The 16,412-nt window shown below is 43.2% G+C and carries 19 protein-coding genes; 1 reads left to right on the forward strand and 18 read right to left on the reverse strand.

Annotated elements, in window-relative coordinates:
- Positions 1-4: 4 nt before the first annotated feature.
- The 12 genes from ACXACN_RS05555 to ACXACN_RS05610 all read right to left on the reverse strand — a co-directional run bounded on the left by ACXACN_RS05555 (position 5) and on the right by ACXACN_RS05610 (position 10,588).
- Positions 5-532, reverse strand: a complete 528-nt coding sequence (locus ACXACN_RS05555; RefSeq protein WP_474962926.1) for a cell wall elongation regulator TseB-like domain-containing protein — start codon at positions 530-532, stop codon at positions 5-7.
- A complete protein-coding gene (locus ACXACN_RS05560; protein WP_089652552.1) occupies positions 495-665 on the reverse strand; it encodes a YpmA family protein in 171 nt (56 codons plus the stop codon). Before ACXACN_RS05560 ends, ACXACN_RS05555 begins: the two co-directional genes overlap by 38 nt.
- A gap of 70 nt (positions 666-735) precedes the next feature.
- A complete protein-coding gene (gene dinG / locus ACXACN_RS05565; protein ID WP_474962928.1) occupies positions 736-3,537 on the reverse strand; it encodes an ATP-dependent DNA helicase DinG in 2,802 nt (933 codons plus the stop codon).
- 83 nt (positions 3,538-3,620) lie between these two features.
- Positions 3,621-4,010, reverse strand: a complete 390-nt coding sequence (gene panD, locus ACXACN_RS05570) for an aspartate 1-decarboxylase (protein ID WP_474962930.1) — start codon at positions 4,008-4,010, stop codon at positions 3,621-3,623.
- Positions 4,011-4,031: 21 nt separating this feature from the next.
- Positions 4,032-4,898, reverse strand: coding sequence for a pantoate--beta-alanine ligase (gene panC / locus ACXACN_RS05575; protein ID WP_474962932.1), 867 nt, complete (start codon positions 4,896-4,898; stop codon positions 4,032-4,034).
- A gap of 8 nt (positions 4,899-4,906) precedes the next feature.
- Entirely contained in the window at positions 4,907-5,728 is an 822-nt protein-coding gene (gene panB, locus ACXACN_RS05580; RefSeq protein ID WP_474962934.1) for a 3-methyl-2-oxobutanoate hydroxymethyltransferase, read from the reverse strand.
- Complete coding sequence (locus ACXACN_RS05585) at positions 5,721-6,713, reverse strand: biotin--[acetyl-CoA-carboxylase] ligase (protein WP_474962936.1); 993 nt, start codon at positions 6,711-6,713, stop codon at positions 5,721-5,723. The genes panB and ACXACN_RS05585 overlap by 8 nt, the downstream gene beginning before the upstream one ends.
- The gene (locus ACXACN_RS05590; protein WP_474962937.1) at positions 6,686-7,897 is read right to left on the reverse strand and encodes a CCA tRNA nucleotidyltransferase; all 1,212 of its coding nucleotides are present in this window, start codon (positions 7,895-7,897) and stop codon (positions 6,686-6,688) included. Before ACXACN_RS05590 ends, ACXACN_RS05585 begins: the two co-directional genes overlap by 28 nt.
- Entirely contained in the window at positions 7,890-9,020 is a 1,131-nt protein-coding gene (bshA, locus tag ACXACN_RS05595; RefSeq protein ID WP_474966806.1) for an N-acetyl-alpha-D-glucosaminyl L-malate synthase BshA, read from the reverse strand. The genes ACXACN_RS05590 and bshA overlap by 8 nt, the downstream gene beginning before the upstream one ends.
- Positions 9,021-9,032: 12 nt before the next feature.
- Complete coding sequence (gene mgsA, locus ACXACN_RS05600) at positions 9,033-9,437, reverse strand: methylglyoxal synthase (protein ID WP_474962938.1); 405 nt, start codon at positions 9,435-9,437, stop codon at positions 9,033-9,035.
- Positions 9,438-9,453: 16 nt separating this feature from the next.
- Positions 9,454-10,254, reverse strand: a complete 801-nt coding sequence (gene dapB / locus ACXACN_RS05605; protein WP_474962940.1) for a 4-hydroxy-tetrahydrodipicolinate reductase — start codon at positions 10,252-10,254, stop codon at positions 9,454-9,456.
- Positions 10,247-10,588 (reverse strand): nucleotide pyrophosphohydrolase, encoded by a 342-nt coding sequence (locus ACXACN_RS05610; RefSeq protein WP_474962941.1) that lies wholly within the window; start codon positions 10,586-10,588, stop codon positions 10,247-10,249. The genes dapB and ACXACN_RS05610 overlap by 8 nt, the downstream gene beginning before the upstream one ends.
- A 335-nt stretch (positions 10,589-10,923) precedes the next feature.
- Here ACXACN_RS05610 and ACXACN_RS05615 point away from each other — a divergent pair, with 335 nt between their 5' ends.
- Positions 10,924-11,796: a YitT family protein gene (locus tag ACXACN_RS05615; RefSeq protein WP_474962942.1), complete on the forward strand. Its 873-nt coding sequence runs from the start codon at positions 10,924-10,926 to the stop codon at positions 11,794-11,796.
- A 164-nt stretch (positions 11,797-11,960) separates the two neighbouring features.
- Here ACXACN_RS05615 and ACXACN_RS05620 read toward each other — a convergent pair whose 3' ends face one another.
- The 6 genes from ACXACN_RS05620 to ACXACN_RS05645 form a co-directional block, all read right to left on the reverse strand.
- The gene (locus tag ACXACN_RS05620; protein WP_474962944.1) at positions 11,961-12,635 is read right to left on the reverse strand and encodes a zinc metallopeptidase; all 675 of its coding nucleotides are present in this window, start codon (positions 12,633-12,635) and stop codon (positions 11,961-11,963) included.
- A 63-nt stretch (positions 12,636-12,698) separates the two neighbouring features.
- Complete coding sequence (locus ACXACN_RS05625; RefSeq protein ID WP_474962945.1) at positions 12,699-13,400, reverse strand: hypothetical protein; 702 nt, start codon at positions 13,398-13,400, stop codon at positions 12,699-12,701.
- 54 nt (positions 13,401-13,454) lie between these two features.
- Positions 13,455-14,030 (reverse strand): lipoprotein heptaprenylglyceryl N-acetyltransferase LhaT, encoded by a 576-nt coding sequence (lhaT, locus tag ACXACN_RS05630; RefSeq protein ID WP_474966807.1) that lies wholly within the window; start codon positions 14,028-14,030, stop codon positions 13,455-13,457.
- An 81-nt stretch (positions 14,031-14,111) separates the two neighbouring features.
- Positions 14,112-15,074 carry a c-type cytochrome gene (locus ACXACN_RS05635; protein ID WP_474962947.1) on the reverse strand — a complete coding sequence of 321 codons (963 nt, stop codon included), beginning with the start codon at positions 15,072-15,074 and terminating at the stop codon, positions 14,112-14,114.
- Positions 15,075-15,102: 28 nt separating this feature from the next.
- The gene (gene qcrB, locus ACXACN_RS05640; RefSeq protein ID WP_474962948.1) at positions 15,103-15,777 is read right to left on the reverse strand and encodes a menaquinol-cytochrome c reductase cytochrome b subunit; all 675 of its coding nucleotides are present in this window, start codon (positions 15,775-15,777) and stop codon (positions 15,103-15,105) included.
- 3 nt (positions 15,778-15,780) lie between these two features.
- On the reverse strand, positions 15,781-16,290 hold the full coding sequence (locus ACXACN_RS05645) for a QcrA and Rieske domain-containing protein (RefSeq protein ID WP_474962949.1): 510 nt from the start codon (positions 16,288-16,290) through the stop codon (positions 15,781-15,783).
- Positions 16,291-16,412 lie beyond the last annotated feature (122 nt).

Genomic DNA, 16,412 nt, shown 5'->3' on the forward strand with positions numbered 1-16,412 from the left:
CCTTCTACTCATTCTGTCTGAATGCAAAACGCTGATCAAACGCCTTACCTTGTAATGTGAAATAATCCAATACATAACGGTTTTGATCATCAATATAAGTCAACTGTATGACCGGTTCGTTTTCCTCATAACCATACTGAATATCCTTGAATGTACAATTGGAGCAGGTATTTTCCCATTGCGAACGCATCTCCTCTAATGGCAGCGCTTCTTCTCCTGGCACTTTATCCATGACTTTCTGTTCCTTTATATCCATGAACAATATAGATGTTTTTCCCGATTCGCTCTTCCCTTGGACGATATGAAACTCTCTTTCGCCGTGATAGGAAGCAACATCATCAATCCTGGTCAGGTTCCCCTGTTTTAGAGCGATCGATTCTGCTTGAGGGTGACCTTTTTTACGGTCCTGATTCACATCAATATAGATCCATAAGAAAAGGATAAAAGCTAAGATAAAGATCGTACCTACAATAGCAAGACTCCATTTCAACCAACTAGGTGCGGTATATGGTGAAGACTGCGGTCTCAGCATCGTCATCATCCAGTGCCAACCCAAACATCAGATTATTTTCTTTCAATGTACGGTTTAATGTATCGACAATTTTATAAAGATCGTCAGACTTTTGGATTCTGACTGTCGACAATGTTTCGATCTTATTTTCCATCGTTAAAAACCTCCATTATGCGGGGTCCGCTTATTATTATAACAGGTTCATCTGTTCCAATGCTTTCGATTCAAAGCCATTTCTCAATCTTATTGATCAACTGACGGGTAGACTCATAAGAAACAGGTACTTCTGGTAGAGAATTTAAGAAGTATTTCCCATATCTAGCTTCCATCAACCGTTGATCGCAAATAAAGACGACCCCTCTATCCGAGCTGCTCCTGATCAATCGCCCAAATCCTTGTTTGAAGCGAATGATGGCATGAGGCAGTGATTTCTCCATGAAGGAATTCCGTCCTTCCTTTTGCATTCGTTCGTTCCTCACCGATTGGATCGGCTGGTCTGGAGGCTGAAAAGGTAAACGGACCATCATTAGACAGGAAAGGTCCTCTCCCGGAATATCTACACCTTCCCAAAAAGAACTCGTCCCTAGAAGAATGGCTTGATCGAAGGCTTGAAAGTTTTTTTTCAATCGGTCTCTACTTCCACTTGACACGCCTTGTGCGAAAACCATAAACTCCTCTGGGTCGATAAACTCTTTAAGAAGTGTGTAGGTCTGACGGAGCATTTCATAAGAGGTGAATAGTACAAGCATTCTTCCTCTCGTCACTTCAGCAACGGAATATATCGCTTCACTCAGTGCTTCAACAAATGAGTCAGGATCATCCTTTATGTTCGGGAAATCATTCGGAACCATAAGCTGCACCTGCTCCTTAAACTGATAAGGGGAAGGAATGACTGCTTCAATCAAGGAAGCTTGATTCATTAACCCCAACGACTTTCGAATATAATCAAAAGAACCATCCGTAGATAAGGTCGCACTCGTCAAGATCACACTGCTCTTTCTATTGAATAGCCGTTGTTCCAGCAGGCTCGCTACATCATAGGGTTCACTGAACAAGTAGATCGCGTTAACGGCCCCTTCTCCTTCAATTTCCACCCATTTCACTTCTTCTTCTCTTGTAAAATCAAAATAGTGAATGAGCTGGGAGCGAATTTGATGACAGACATCGATTTGATTGTTCAGACGGGAGAGAAGAATAGGAATGCTATAGTCTTCTCTGACCGACAGTTGCATTCTTAATTGTTCTTCCATTCTTCCCATTTGAACAATCAATTTTTTTATCATGGATAAGAAACGATGGGACATTTCTTTGGCTGTGTCAATAAACGACGGCATTTCCCCAGGTTTCAATAAAAGTTGGGTCCGACCAAGATCACTCTTTCCTTTTCCTAACTTCTTCTGTTTTTTAACGTTCTGATAGATATAACGGGAAAAATGGCTCAACTCTTCCTTTGCCTCATCGATGGATTGTTGGCCTTTGGAAAGATTCGTATAAAAATCATCCTGTAAGGACCACTCCTTATAGAGGCTCTTATGAAAGATCTCCCCAAATTGAGTCAAATGCCTTTGAAGTTCTCGGTAATTCATTCGGACACCAAAGTACCGACTAGCTACGGCTTCTAAATGATGGGCTTCATCAATAATGACATGCTCATAATCCGGTAGCACCGACTCCTCTTTCATAATATCCATACAAAGAAGTGCATGATTGGTTATGACGAGGTCCGCTTGAGCGGCTTTCTCCTGGGCCCATTGAAAGAAACTGTCATCAGTGAACCCCAGCCGTACGGTTTTGCTTGATTGTTCCGATGATACTTTATGCCAAAACTGTCTTCCATTAGATGGAAGTTGGATCTCATCCACATCACCGGTTCTCGTTTTCGTCAACCATACTAGAATCATTGCTTTGGTTAGAGCTATATCATAATTATCTTGATAGGATCTCTCAAGTTCATAATGGAAATGGATCAAACTGATATAGTGAGATTTACCTTTATATAATACAGCTTTGATCGGACGGGGAAACATCCGCTCGACCTTTGGTATTTCTTCTTCAAGCAATTGTTTTTGCAGACTCGTCGTATGTGTGGAGATCACGACTCGTTTCCCACTTTCCATAGCCTGAAAAGCTGCGGATAGCAGGTAAGCGACTGACTTGCCCGTGCCGGCACCAGCTTCTACGATCGCATGTTTGTCAGTCTCGAGAGCTTGCTTCACTGTAGCTGTCATATCCTGCTGGCCTTTACGGGTCTCATACAAAGGCAGCAGACGTTCAAGGCCGTTTTCCCCCTCAAAAACCTGCGTTTTCCACACGTCGAACGAAGGAAGTTGCACGTTTTTTGACGGACGATCCGGCACTTGTTTGCGGACCGCGATTCCGTGCTTCATCATGACATCAGATTCAGTATGGTTCCCGTACCGTTTTTCCTCGCTGTACTTAATGAAAAACTCCCTGAAATCACTTTTCAATTTCCCCTCGATCTTCAGAAGATGTTCGATGGTGCGTTCAGGAAGACGCTGAAGTTCTTTTAATAAATAAAGGAGAAGATCAGCTGTTACTTGAGCGTCTGACAAAGCACGGTGCGGTCGATCGTGCCCCATCTCCAACCGTTCTGCAAGCTGCCCCAGTTTGAAAGTAGGAGACGTCGGCATTAGAATGCGTGCGAATTCAACGGTATCAATAATCGGGTTATGTAAGGGCTGATATCCGCAGCGCTCCAATTCATCATTAAGGAATCCAAGATCGAATTCGATGTTATGGGCCACGATGTAGGCATGTTGAAATAGAGGATAAACATCCTCTACAATTTCAGAAAAAAGCGGTGCATCGAGCACATCGTCATTTTCAATTCCCGTTAAGGAACGGACAAACGATGGAATCTCTTTTTCTGGATAAACAAGGGAAGAAAACTCTTCCACGATCGCCCCATCTTCCTCCATTACAACGACACCAATCTCAATGATGCGATCCCCTTTAGAAGCCGCATTTCCGGTTGTCTCTAAGTCCACAATTGCAAATCTCTTCATGTTCATCCCTACTTTCACAACAAAAAGGAAGGACCTTGCCTAAGACCGTGGCATAGATCCTTTCTTCACTCGCTAGTCACTTCTTATAATGGCAATGCTTTTAAAGGTGGTTCTTCTTCGATGATTTGCTCAACCCTGTTATTCACATCCATCAGGGCAATCTTCGGACGAAAATCATCAAGCTCTTCTTCATGTAGCATCGCATAGGAAACGATGATGACAATATCGTCCGGCTGGACACGTCTCGCCGCTGCACCATTCAAACAGACCACACCGCTTCCACGCTCACCAGCAATCACATAGGTCTCTAATCGTTCTCCATTATTATTGTTAACAATCTGCACCTTTTCATGGGGAAGTATACCCACTTGATCAAGCAAATCCTGATCAATCGTCACACTTCCAACATAATTCAGGTTCGCTTCCGTTACGCGTGCCCGGTGTATTTTAGCTTTCATCATTGTACGTAACATATGAAATGGCCTCCTTGACGATCACCCGTATATAACATGTCCTTCGCTATCGAAAACGACATTGTCAATCAATCTCACATTGTCATAAAAAACAGCCGCAGCGAGAATCACTGGACGATCGATCTTCTCTATAAATTCTAACTCAGGATAAGACAATAATTCAATATAATCTATCTTACCACGAGTTTTCTGTTCAAGAAACTTCTGTGTCGCCTCAATCACGAATTCTTTAGACATCTGCCCTTCCATAACGAGTTTCCTGCCATACTGCAGAGCTTCCTGTATGGCAGGAGCCTCTTTTCGTTCCTCAACAGAAAGTCGTACATTCCTGCTGCTTTTGGCAAGACCGTCATCCTCCCTCACTGTAGGGACAGGGATGAGGTCGACAGGCATATTATAGTCCTCGATCAAAGCATCGACGACAGCTACTTGTTGGGCATCCTTCATACCGAAATAGACGTTGTCAGGTCTTGTAATATTGAAAAGCTTCGTAAGGACGGTAACGACACCGTCAAAGTGCCCCGGCCGGCTCTTTCCACACAGCACGTTCGTACGGCTCGAAACCGTCATATTCACGGATAATGACTGCGGATACATCGTTTCATTGGTAGGAAGAAAAACAAGGTCGACGCCATATTCTATTGCTACCTTAAGGTCATGTTCCTCGTCACGAGGATAAGTATCCAAATCTTCCCCTGCTCCAAACTGCAGCGGGTTTACAAAGATGCTCAAAATCACTCGATCATTGTCATTCCTGGCTTTTTCAATAAGACGGATATGTCCTTCATGAAGATAGCCCATGGTAGGAACGAAACCAATGCTCTCACCACTTTTCGTCCACTCGGACACCAATGTATTCACTTGATCAATTTCTCTTAATACTTTCATTTTTCACCTTACTCCTCTGGCAGTTCACTCAGGTTCATAGTAAATGTATGGGATTCTTCTGGAAAAGCCTTTGTCTTTACTTCTTTAACATAAGATTGAACGGCTTCTCCTAGAAGGTGGTTGCTATCGATATAGGGCTTCACGAACTTAGGTAATCGATCAACCCCATATTTTAAAATATCATGGTAGACGAGAACCTGACCATCACATTCGGCACCAGCGCCAATTCCGATCGTAGGAATAGATAGCCTGCTTGTAATTTTTTCTGCTAATTGCCGCGGAACACACTCAAGAACTAAAGCCATTGCACCTGCCTCTTCAATTTCAAGCGCTTCTTCTATGAGTCGTTCGGCTGATCCCTGGTCTTTCCCCTGCACTTTGTAACCCCCGAGAACATTGACCGATTGGGGAGTTAAACCAATATGGCCAACTACTGGGATCCCTGCATGAACGAGCTTCTTCATCCCTTCAGAGACCTCACCGCTCCCTTCAAGCTTCAACGCCTGGGCTCCTGTTTCCTGATAGAGTCTTCGAGCATTTTTCAGGGTGTCCTCTGTAGAAATATGATAGGACATAAAAGGCATATCAATAACCTTGAATGTGTCAGGTGCACCGCGTTGGACCGCTTTCCCATGATGAATCATATCTTCCATGGTGACTGGAATCGTTGAGTCATAACCGAGTACAGTCATTCCCAAGCTGTCACCGATTAGAATCATATCGACATCCGCAGACTCTGACATTTTCGCTGATGGATAATCATAGCTCGTGATCATGACGATTTTATCTCCATCATGCTTCATACGAAGGAACTGTGCTTTATTACGCATGATATCCTCCCTCTCCCCAGTGAATTTCCGCTGAATATAACTTCTCATCTTCTCCATCTTGGCTTTTCGCACGTAAAGCTCCATCAGGCTCAATTCCCATAAGCGTCGCTTTCCACGTTTTTTTCATCGTAGATATGGTTACTTCTTCGCCGATTTTGTAACCAAAGTGCTCCCAATCTTTTTTAATAGAAGCGAACCCCTGGGTCTCAAAACGTTCATACGTTTCTTCGAAAAGTCGAAGGATGTGCTGGACCGTCTGTTGAATATTCCATTGCTGTCTCGATTCAATTTTAAGTGAAGATGCTTTATATTTTATATCTTCAGGGATTTCATGATCTTCTTGGTTTACGTTCATGCCCATACCAAGGACGATGTATTGAATCGTATCGTGTTCTGCCTGCATTTCCGTAAGAATGCCTGATACTTTCTTATGATTGATCAGAAGATCGTTCGGCCACTTGATTTGTGGAACCAGAGAAGACCTTTCTGCAATCATCCTTGCTAAAACGGTTGCTGCCAGGAGAGTGATTTGAGGTGCTTGCACTGGAGGGAGATTCGGGCGTAAGAGGATACTCATCCATATCCCCTTTCCTTTTGGTGAATCCCAATTTCTAGACATTCGACCTTTGCCTTTCACTTGTTCATCTGCAATCACTACAGTTCCGTGAGGTTTTCCCTGCTTGGCGAGCTGGTGAACGATTTCCTGTGTGGATTCTACCTGGTCATAATGATGCAATTCGTGACCCATCCATTTTGTATCCAATCCCCACCTCAATGTATTCTCACTGATCTTATCAGGATAGGATATTATTTTATACCCTTTCCGCTGGACGGCTTCTATTTCATAGCCGTCCTTTTTCAACTCGTTCATATGCTTCCAAACGGCTGTCCTTGATATTCCGAGTTGGTCGGAAAGCTCTTGGCCTGAGATATGACCTTTTTCCTTATTCAATAACTCTATGAGTTCCTTGCGGGTGGATTCCATCCCCTCACCCACTCCTTTATTTTTTCATAATCGTTTTCCATTTTCCCTGTGACCACATGGTATTCAATCGTACTCATACATTCTGAGATCCAAGGTCCTTTAGGTAGATCAGAGAATAGTTGTAGGAGATCTTTTGCCTGGAAGGAGAGCTCCTTCATGTTATGCATAGGAAGGTGTTCCACCATTTCAGTCAAAGCTTCATACAACTCCTCTGCTTCTTGGTCTGAGTCTAAAGCGGAGACCATCCTACAGAAGGATGAAAAGAGGTTTTCATCCAATTGATAAACAAGCCAGGCTGTCATATGTTTTTCTCTTTCATACCTGTTTAAGGCAAGCAATAGCTGCTCGGTCTTTCTCCTTGAAGCCTTAGAGAGTTTCCATGATTTGACAAAATCTTCTACAGAAAACTGTGGGTATTGTACAACGTAGAAAGCGATGATCTCATGCCACTCATGTAACGGTGATTTCGGTAAATACAAGTGAATGTCCAATTCTTTAAAGATTGGCAAATGATTCTTGAGACCAGTGGAATATAAAAGCTGTAAGCCCAGGGCAAAATCCGACCCTCTAAATATTTTCTCCGTTTCCACAGCAATCCTCTCTATGGATATATGTTCAAGCAGGTGGGACAACTGATTTAATGCTTCTTCTGTCGAATCTTCAATCTGGAATGAAAGTTGGCTGGCAAACCGGACAGCTCTCATCATTCGTAACGGATCTTCTTGAAAACGCTCAACCGGATGACCAACAGCTTCGATCCTTTTATTCTTAATCGCTTCATGACCGTGGTATGGATCAATAAGCTCGCCATTTCTGCTCAAAGCGATCGCATTAATCGTAAAGTCTCTTCGTGCCAAATCGAGGTTGATATCGCGGACGAATGCCACCTCATCCGGGTGACGGTAGTCTTCATAACCTTCTTCAACACGATAGGTCGTTACTTCATAGGAGACGGAACGGTGCCGTACAATTACAGTGCCATGCTCAATTCCTACAGGGATGACTTTTTCAAAAATTTCCTGGATTCGTTCTGGCTTTTCAGATGTAGCAATATCAATATCATTGACAGGCATCCCACTTAAATAGTCCCGGACAGCACCACCTACGATGTACGCTTCTCCTCCAGCATTTTCAATCACTTGAATCACTTCAGACGCATATTTGAACACTTCAAAGTTACTCATGATCCAAAACCTGTTCGTAAAGATCTTCGTACTGACTCAGGATGGTACTGGTTGCGAATTTGTCATGAACGACTCTTTTCGACTGTTCCGCCATCGTTTGATGCAAATCCTTGTCTTCTAATACTCTTCTAGCAAAGTGAGAGATTTGTTCAACATTACCAAGTTCTGCGATAAAACCAGTTTCTCCATGATCGATGACTTCTGGGATTCCTCCTATATTTGTTCCGATACAAGGCACACCACAAGCCATGGCTTCGAGAAGAACAAGTCCAAAGCTTTCTTTTTCCGATAACAATAGTTTTAGATCTGATATGGAAAGCAGTTCACTTACATTTTCTTGTTTTCCTAAGAAAAGGACACGGTCCTCTAACCCCAGTTGCTGAACAAGCTGGTGACATTCAGAGTATTCCGGGCCGTCTCCCACGAGAAGCAACTTAGCCGGCATCTCTTCTGCGACAGCTGCAAAGGTCTTGATGACATCTGTCACTCTCTTTACTCTTCGGAAATTCGAAATGTGGATGAGCACCACATCTTCCTCACTAATTCCGTAATGTTCTTTTAAACGCTGATCATCTCTACGATAATACTCTCTTTCATCCACAAAGTTATAGATGACGTCAATGGACCGGTCTGTATGTAACATTTCTTTCGTCTGGTCAACAAGGCTCTGGGAGACAGCTGTGACTCTATCCGACTGTTCGATGCCAAACCGAATCATTTGTTTGAGGCTTGAATCTATACCCAGGACAGTAATATCTGTACCGTGAAGGGTCGTAATAATCTTCACATCACGTTCACACATTTGCTTGGCTAAAATTGCACAAATGGCATGCGGCATCGCATAATGAACATGGAGAATATCCAATTCCTCCCTATTGATCACATCTGCCATCTTGGCCGCGAGAGCCAAGTCATAAGGAGGATGCTGGAATACTGGATAATTGCTGACTTCCACTTCATGATAATAAATATTCGGGTATACCCGGTTCAGACGAAAGGGAACTTGAGACGCAACGAAATGGATTTCATGCCCTTTCTCTGCCAGCAACTTCCCAAGCTCCGTAGCAATGACACCTGATCCCCCTACTGTGGGGTAACAAGTGATACCTATTTTAGCCATAATCAATCACTCCTGTTATCTGTTCATTTCAATGATGCCTTTCCAATCAAAATCTTCATGATCCAAGGCTTGAATCATGATATCTGCCATGGCTAGGTTTGTAGCTACAGGGATTTGATGAACATCACACAACCTCAGCAATGCACTAATATCAGGCTCATGCGGCTGCGCTGTGAGAGGGTCACGGAAAAAGACAACCATATGCATCTCTTCACTTGCAATTTTAGCTCCGATTTGTTGATCGCCGCCGAGGGGCCCTGATTGAAACCTCGTCACCTTCAAATCTGCTTCGTCCGCAATTCTCATACCTGTTGTACCTGTAGCAAAGAGTTCATGCTTTGACAATATAGAATGGTATTTTTTTGCAAAACGAATAATATCTTCTTTCTTTTTATCGTGCGCGATCAATGCAATATTCAATGTAAACCTCTCCTTATCAGTCAAGTATGTGTTCAAGACCATATACAAGGACATCGAGTTCCATCACACGTTCTGCCGCAAGTTTCACGCCACTCATGAATGATTCACGGTGAATGGAGTCATGTTTTACGGTGAGGGTTTCACCGTGTCCACCGAAGATGACTTCCTGGTGAGCTACAAGCCCCGGAAGCCGCATACTGTGGATCTTCATACCATCGACATCTGCTCCGCGTGCCCCTTCCAATGTCTCTGTTTCTGATTCGTGCCCTTGTTTGTGAGGGTCGCGTACTTCTTTAATTAACTCAGCGGTTTTAAGTGCAGTTCCTGATGGAGCATCAAGCTTTTGATCATGGTGCTTTTCAATAATCTCCACATTCGGAAAATGCTTAGCTGCCCATTTTGAAAACTGCATCATGAGAACAGCCCCAATAGCAAAGTTAGGGGCGATGATCGTTCCAATCCCTCTTGCTGATGCAAGCTCGGTCAATTCGGATAGTTCATCTTCCGTAAACCCTGTTGTCCCTACGACTGGTCTAATTCCGTTTTCAATAGCAAGCTTGGTATGCTTGTAGCAGTTCTCAGGCGTCGTCAAATCAATCAAAACATCAGCTTCCACTTCACTTAGGCATTTCTCAGCATCCGTATAAATCACTGCATCCATATCAGGAAGGTCATCAATTTCTTTCACAGTCATTCCCTCATGCATTCGATCCATACAAGCGACTAAGGTAAGATTTGATGAATTGTGAATCATTTTTAATGCTTCTTTGCCCATTTTACCACGCGGGCCTGCGACAATCACTTTAATATTACTCACCCTTCGTTCCTCCTTCTTTACGTGTCCAACGATCTTTATCTCTCGTCTCGATTTTACTCATGGATTGTTCAAAAGCATCAGATAGGTCGATGTCAAGTGAATTGGCAAAACAGGTAAGTACGAATATGACGTCACCAAGCTCCTCTTCAAGAGCTTTGTCTTCTTCCGTATGCTTTTTGGGTTTCTCACCATATCGATGGTTAATTTCTCTTGCCATTTCTCCCACTTCTTCCGTCAATCTTGCCTGAAGACTAAGAGGTGAAAAGTAGCCTTCTTTGAATTGTGATATGTAATCATCCACTCTTTGTTGGATTTCTTTTGTCGAATAGTTCAAGAAAAACCCTCTCTTCTCTAAGGACTCTCTCTAAATGTTAGCCAAAAGGGCGTCATTTGACAAATTTTTTAGTTCAAATCCTTAAATTTTGACTTCGTTTAAACATGTTAATCTTATATATGCTCCCTTTTATGGAAGACTCCGTTTCGAGATGATAGCGAGAGTTTAGGGGCTGCGGGAAAAGGTTCGCATTCCATGGGGCGGGCGGTGAGTCTCCTCGTACTTCGCCATGCGGGGTCTCACCTGTCCCACGATATTAAAACGAATGTTATTGCCGTCTTTGTTTGAATTATCTATAATTGAAGTCGTGTGAAACAACTAATGGAGGTGTACATATGAAAATCTTCGGACTACGCTTGAAAAATATCATATGGATTTTAATCGGATCGGGCATCTTTTCATTCGGGCTCGTCCATTTCAACATTCAGAATGAACTTGGAGAAGGCGGGTTCACTGGGATTACTTTACTACTTCTTTATTTATTTGAATGGGATCCTGCCATTATGAATATTGTGCTCAATATTCCCGTCCTCATCATTGGATGGAAGATTCTTGGACGAACCACTTTCTTTTATTCACTCATCGGCATCATTGCTGTGTCCATTTTCATCTCAATTTCTCAAATCTACATGATTGAATTTAATCTGGCCGACGATCTAACCCTGGCTGCCCTTTTTGCTGGAGTTTTCATAGGTGTAGGACTGGGTATCATCTTTCGGTATGGCGGGACCACAGGCGGGGTCGACATTATCGCGCGTCTCGTTAATAAATATCTCGGATGGAGTATGGGGAGAGCTATGTTTCTCTTCGATGCCCTTGTTATATTCGTATCCATTATCACGTACCTGGAGTACACGAGAGGTATGTACACATTAGTCGCTGTCTTTGTCGGAGCAAGAGTCATTGACTTCATACAGGAAGGCGCTTATGCTGCGAGAGGTACGACGATCATCTCTGAGAAGAGTAAAGAAATCTCGAGGCGCGTAATGGAAGAGATGGATAGAGGCGTAACCGTACTCGAAGGAAGAGGTTCTTTTTCTGGTTCAAAAAGAGATGTCCTTTACTGTGTCATCGGTAAGAATGAAATTGTCCGGCTCAAGTCCATTATTGATCACATTGATCCTCATGCTTTTGTTGCCGTCAGCCATGTACATGATGTGATGGGGGAAGGTTTTACTCTTGATGAGAACAAAAACCCTATCGATTAAAACCATTTAAAAAGTGTTGGCAGCGTCAGATCTGGTAAATACATGAACGTGAAAAGATTGTACTGATCGTTGATGAGAACCATTTCATTAGATGTACTTGACTTGAAGCAATAAGAACAAGGAATGAAAAAACCGATCCTGTAAACAGGATCGGTTTTTATTATTTATTCTTCATTCATACCTACGAACATGAATACAAACCGCAGCAATTCAGCAAGGGCAACGAGAGCAGCAGCGACGTATGTCATCGCAGCAGCATTCAATACTTTCTTCGTTTTGCGTTCTTCATCGTTACGAATAACTCCAGTTGAAACGAGCTGACTCATCGCGCGGTTTGAGGCATCGAATTCAACAGGCAGAGTGATCAATTGGAACAACACGGCAGCCGCAAAAAATACAATTCCTGCGAGAGCAAGTCCCGTCATCCCAAGAAGAAAACCACCGATAATTAGGAAGATGGAAATGTTAGAACCAAAGCTTGCTACGGGAACAAGCGCACTTCGGAAGCGTAAAAACGCATAATCTTGTGCATCTTGAATCGCGTGACCGACTTCGTGTGCGGCTACAGCTGCTCCTGCTGTGGACCGACCATGGTAGATATCTGTTGAAAGACGTATCACTTTGGATCGAGGATCATAATGATCGGTTAGGTGACCACGAACTTCTTCAACAGCAACATTATATAAACCATTGTCATCAAGAATTTTCCTAGCTACCTCGGCTCCTGACATGGCTGAGGATGTAGGGACTTTTGAATATTTTTTGTAAGTGCTTTTAACCTTCGATTGCGCCCATAATGGTATAATCAAAATCAACGCAAAGTAAATAAGAAAACTCATCTTTCATTCCTCCATCTTGGATGTGAGTATATAGGTCAATTTTAGTCAAAAATGCATGAAAAATCAACTAGAACCTCTCATCATTCTGTGTCTATTTTTCGAACTTTTTTTATAATTGACCGCTCCAACATAAAGCAATGTCACTAGTATTGCTCCGCCTATAAAAATGGCTGTCAAAAAGAAAGCACTCCAATCTTCCTGGGACTTCCATTTGGCAAGCTCTGTAATCTTTACACTGAAACCTTCCCGACCAATCATAGAATCTGATATGAACAATTCTTGAAGTGCGTGATCGGCTTCATTCACTTTAGACATATCTACGTAAGGCAACACAACAGGACGAATCACGTTCCACTCTTCCTCCAAGTCTTCAAGAGAGACTGAAGCAAGTGATCGGTCAGATAAACGCTCAAGCTTCTCTGCTATGATGGGATACGGGTTGTCAGAAGTAGTAACTTCTAAAAAAGTAAGGATCCCCTCTTCCCATGTGTTTCCTTCAACTTCATCTATTGAACCAAATCTATCCAGATATATCCAAGTTGTTTTCTGTTGATCCGAAAGGGATTGTACATATTGTTCCATTTCCGGGTACCTACTATTCCAAAGCCGTTCAGCAAGCTCCGACTTTCCGTCGGCCGCTAATTTCCGGTATTGGGATGCAAAAGCTCCCCAGTCAGGAGGTCCCTCCGACCATGATTGGACCAGGCCAGATGGAATGAGTGTGAAAATAAGGGAACAAATGAACAACAACAAGACACGTCCCATTTCACTTCTCCCCTCTCACAAGTATTATTTCATCTTATGAGAAGGCAAAGAAATTTAGACCCGGGCTTTTCCTCTTACGGTCAAGAGGTACGTGCAAAGGATACATCCAATACTTAGCCAAAATGTAAAATAACCAATTTCATCCATATATTCAACAATGGCTGGGTATACAGGCATTTGGCCGAAAACATAATCAATCACATCATTGTGAAGCGTCCAAATGGCGGCAACAAAAATATGCTTTCTTTCAATTTTATAAAAAGGCGTATATAAAAGCCCTTGTACAGCCATAGCCCCATGTGAAAAAACTAACATATACCCCGTCCAAGGCAGGGATCCATATTCTAGTAATGTCAAACCGTTCATAACGACTGCCCATACTCCATATTTAAGAAGGGTGATGACAGCTAGAGCTTCTATGTAAGGGACATTTTTGCCAAAAATATAAAACCCGAGAAAAATGGTAAAAAACAAACTCGCTGTTGGGCTATCAGGCACGAACAACAGAAAAACAGGTTCGGTCACAGAAAGCTGAGATTCATACCATATGTATCCGTATATCGTTCCAAACAAATTGATGAAGAAGAGCATGATTAGAAATGATCGGTTTTTCAATAGGTAGGCAATCATTTGTTTCATGTTAATGTTTTCCTCCAATACAAATGTAGCCGCGCTTTTAGAAAGCGCGGCTACAATGAATTAAGTATCTAATTATTCTTCAGATCCAGAACCTTCTGAATCACTGGAGCCTTCTTCAGATCCTTCTTCAGAGGAACCTTCTTCGGATCCACCTTCAGATCCTTCCTCAGAAGAGCCTTCCTCGGATTCACCTTCAGATCCTTCTTCAGAAGAGCCTTCCTCAGATCCACCTTCAGATCCTTCTCCGGAAGATTCTCCGCCTTCACCGCCGCCAGCTTCAACGACGAATTCAGCAAGTTGCTGAAGCTCTTCATCACTTCCACCAAAGATACCGGCAGGCATTTCTCCTACACCATTAACGGCAATATCTTTGACTTGGTCAACAGTCAATTCAGCATCGATCAAGGATGGATAATTTCCTTGTCCTTGAAGAGCATCCCCGTGACAACTCAAGCAGTTCGCTTCATAAACAGCATATCCTGGATGATCTTTATTGATTGTGGATTCAACCGCTTCCACATTGACACCGTATTTCTCCGCACGCATTTCATAGTCAGCATGAGAAACAGATTCGTAAGTCAACCAAAATGTTGCAATAAAGCCTAAGATCATCAATCCGACAGCTACCGGACGCTTGTGAGGGCGTCGTTCTGGACCACGATCCAAGAATGGCGCCAGCAGCAAAGCACCGAAAGCTAAGCCAGGCATAACGATGGCACCTAGGACGATGTAATCTCCACCTGCGAATTGATATTTAAGGAATTGATACAAGAATAAGAAATACCAGTCAGGCAATGGAATATAACTTGCGTTGTTCGGATCCGCCTGTTGCTCTAATGGTGATGGGTGAGCAGCAGTTAAGATGAGAAATCCAATCAAGAAGACAGATCCTACGAGCCATTCCTTCAATAGGAAGTTAGGCCAGAAGGCTTCTGTACGACCTGGGTATTCTGAATAGTCTTTTGGTAAGTTGGCTTTTCGTTCGGCCGTGATTCGTGAATCACCGACAAACTTCATCCCTTTTCCCCTATGCACAGCTTTCCCTCCTTTTTAACGATACATTTTATAGTGGTCCGGAAATTCCTTGTTTACGGATTAGAACAAAGTGGAACGCCATTAATCCGAACAATGCAGCCGGCAAGAAGAATACGTGAATAGCAAAGAAACGTGTAAGCGTTTGAGCACCAACGATCGATGGGTCTCCGGCGAGTAGTGTCCGAATTTGGTCGCCGATAAATGGTGTTGCTGCAGCGATTTCAAGACCGACCTGAGTCGCAAAGTAAGCCTTGTTATCCCAAGGTAGCAGGTATCCTGTGAAGCCAAGTCCTAACATGACGAAGAACAAGAGTACACCAATCACCCAGTTCAACTCACGAGGCTTTTTGTAAGCTCCCTGGAAGAATACCCGTAGCGTATGTAAGAATAACATGACGATGACGAGACTCGCTCCCCAGTGGTGCATACCACGTACGATTTGACCGTAAGCAACCTCTCGTTGCAAATAATAAACAGATTTCCAAGCGTTTTCGATGTCCGGCACATAATACATGGTCAGGAACATCCCCGACAAGATTTGAATGACCGTTACAAAGAAAGTCAATCCACCAAAACAATAGACAAATGCTGAAAAGTGGTGTGCTGGGTTCACGTGTTCAGGCACTTCGTGATCAGCGATATCACGCCATAGCGGGGTGATATCTACACGCTCGTCCACCCAGTCGTAAATTTTCTGTAGCATGTATTATACCCCCCCTCCTGAATCTTTCGTTTCACCTAGGTATAGCATACCTTCTTCTACTTTGAACTCGAACTTTGGCAGAGGTGCCGTCGGTGGAGTTCCTGGTACGTTGTTACCGTCTTTCGTGTAGCGGCCAGCGTGACAAGGACAGAAGAACTGGTTCGGGTACTCCTCATTGGAAGCCCAGTCGACCGTACATCCCAAGTGAGTACAAATCGGTGATAGTGCTACAATTTCATCATTGTCGTTTCTGTACACCCAAGCCGTTTTTTGAACTTCTGATTCATACCAAGCATCCACTTGATCGATCGTCCATTCAAAACGCTGCGGTTCATTCGTAATTTCATCAACGGAAGCTACGGAGACGAAATCTCCACCTTCTTTCGTTTTCAATACAGGATCGATTGCAAAACGAACCATCGGTGCAAGCATTCCAGCTGCCATGAAACCGCCTACACCAGTGAGTGTGTAGTTTAAAAATTGGCGTCGGGATACTCGTTTTTTATCGCTCATTGTTTTCCCCCCTCTATGCTGTAATCCATGCGACATGGATTGATTACACACAGTTTACTAGGACATTACCATGATAGCGCAATCTCAAGGCGCGGTCAATAAATTATCAAACCTTGTCGGAA

This window comes from Halobacillus sp. AWM4_238, assembly GCF_056158265.1.

Bases quoted from the DNA above. Each gene is read 5' to 3' on its own strand.
- ACXACN_RS05555 (WP_474962926.1), bottom strand. From the start codon at position 532: ATGCTGAGACCGCAGTCTTCACCATATACCGCACCTAGTTGGTTGAAA.
- ACXACN_RS05560 (WP_089652552.1), bottom strand. From the start codon at position 665: ATGGAAAATAAGATCGAAACATTGTCGACAGTCAGAATCCAAAAGTCT.
- dinG (WP_474962928.1), bottom strand. From the start codon at position 3,537: ATGAAGAGATTTGCAATTGTGGACTTAGAGACAACCGGAAATGCGGCT.
- panD (WP_474962930.1), bottom strand. From the start codon at position 4,010: ATGTTACGTACAATGATGAAAGCTAAAATACACCGGGCACGCGTAACG.
- panC (WP_474962932.1), bottom strand. From the start codon at position 4,898: ATGAAAGTATTAAGAGAAATTGATCAAGTGAATACATTGGTGTCCGAG.
- panB (WP_474962934.1), bottom strand. From the start codon at position 5,728: ATGCGTAATAAAGCACAGTTCCTTCGTATGAAGCATGATGGAGATAAA.
- ACXACN_RS05585 (WP_474962936.1), bottom strand. From the start codon at position 6,713: ATGGAATCCACCCGCAAGGAACTCATAGAGTTATTGAATAAGGAAAAA.
- ACXACN_RS05590 (WP_474962937.1), bottom strand. From the start codon at position 7,897: ATGAGTAACTTTGAAGTGTTCAAATATGCGTCTGAAGTGATTCAAGTG.
- ACXACN_RS05615 (WP_474962942.1), top strand. From the start codon at position 10,924: ATGAAAATCTTCGGACTACGCTTGAAAAATATCATATGGATTTTAATC.
- ACXACN_RS05620 (WP_474962944.1), bottom strand. From the start codon at position 12,635: ATGAGTTTTCTTATTTACTTTGCGTTGATTTTGATTATACCATTATGG.
- ACXACN_RS05625 (WP_474962945.1), bottom strand. From the start codon at position 13,400: ATGGGACGTGTCTTGTTGTTGTTCATTTGTTCCCTTATTTTCACACTC.
- lhaT (WP_474966807.1), bottom strand. From the start codon at position 14,030: ATGATTGCCTACCTATTGAAAAACCGATCATTTCTAATCATGCTCTTC.
- qcrB (WP_474962948.1), bottom strand. From the start codon at position 15,777: ATGCTACAGAAAATTTACGACTGGGTGGACGAGCGTGTAGATATCACC.
- ACXACN_RS05645 (WP_474962949.1), bottom strand. From the start codon at position 16,290: ATGAGCGATAAAAAACGAGTATCCCGACGCCAATTTTTAAACTACACA.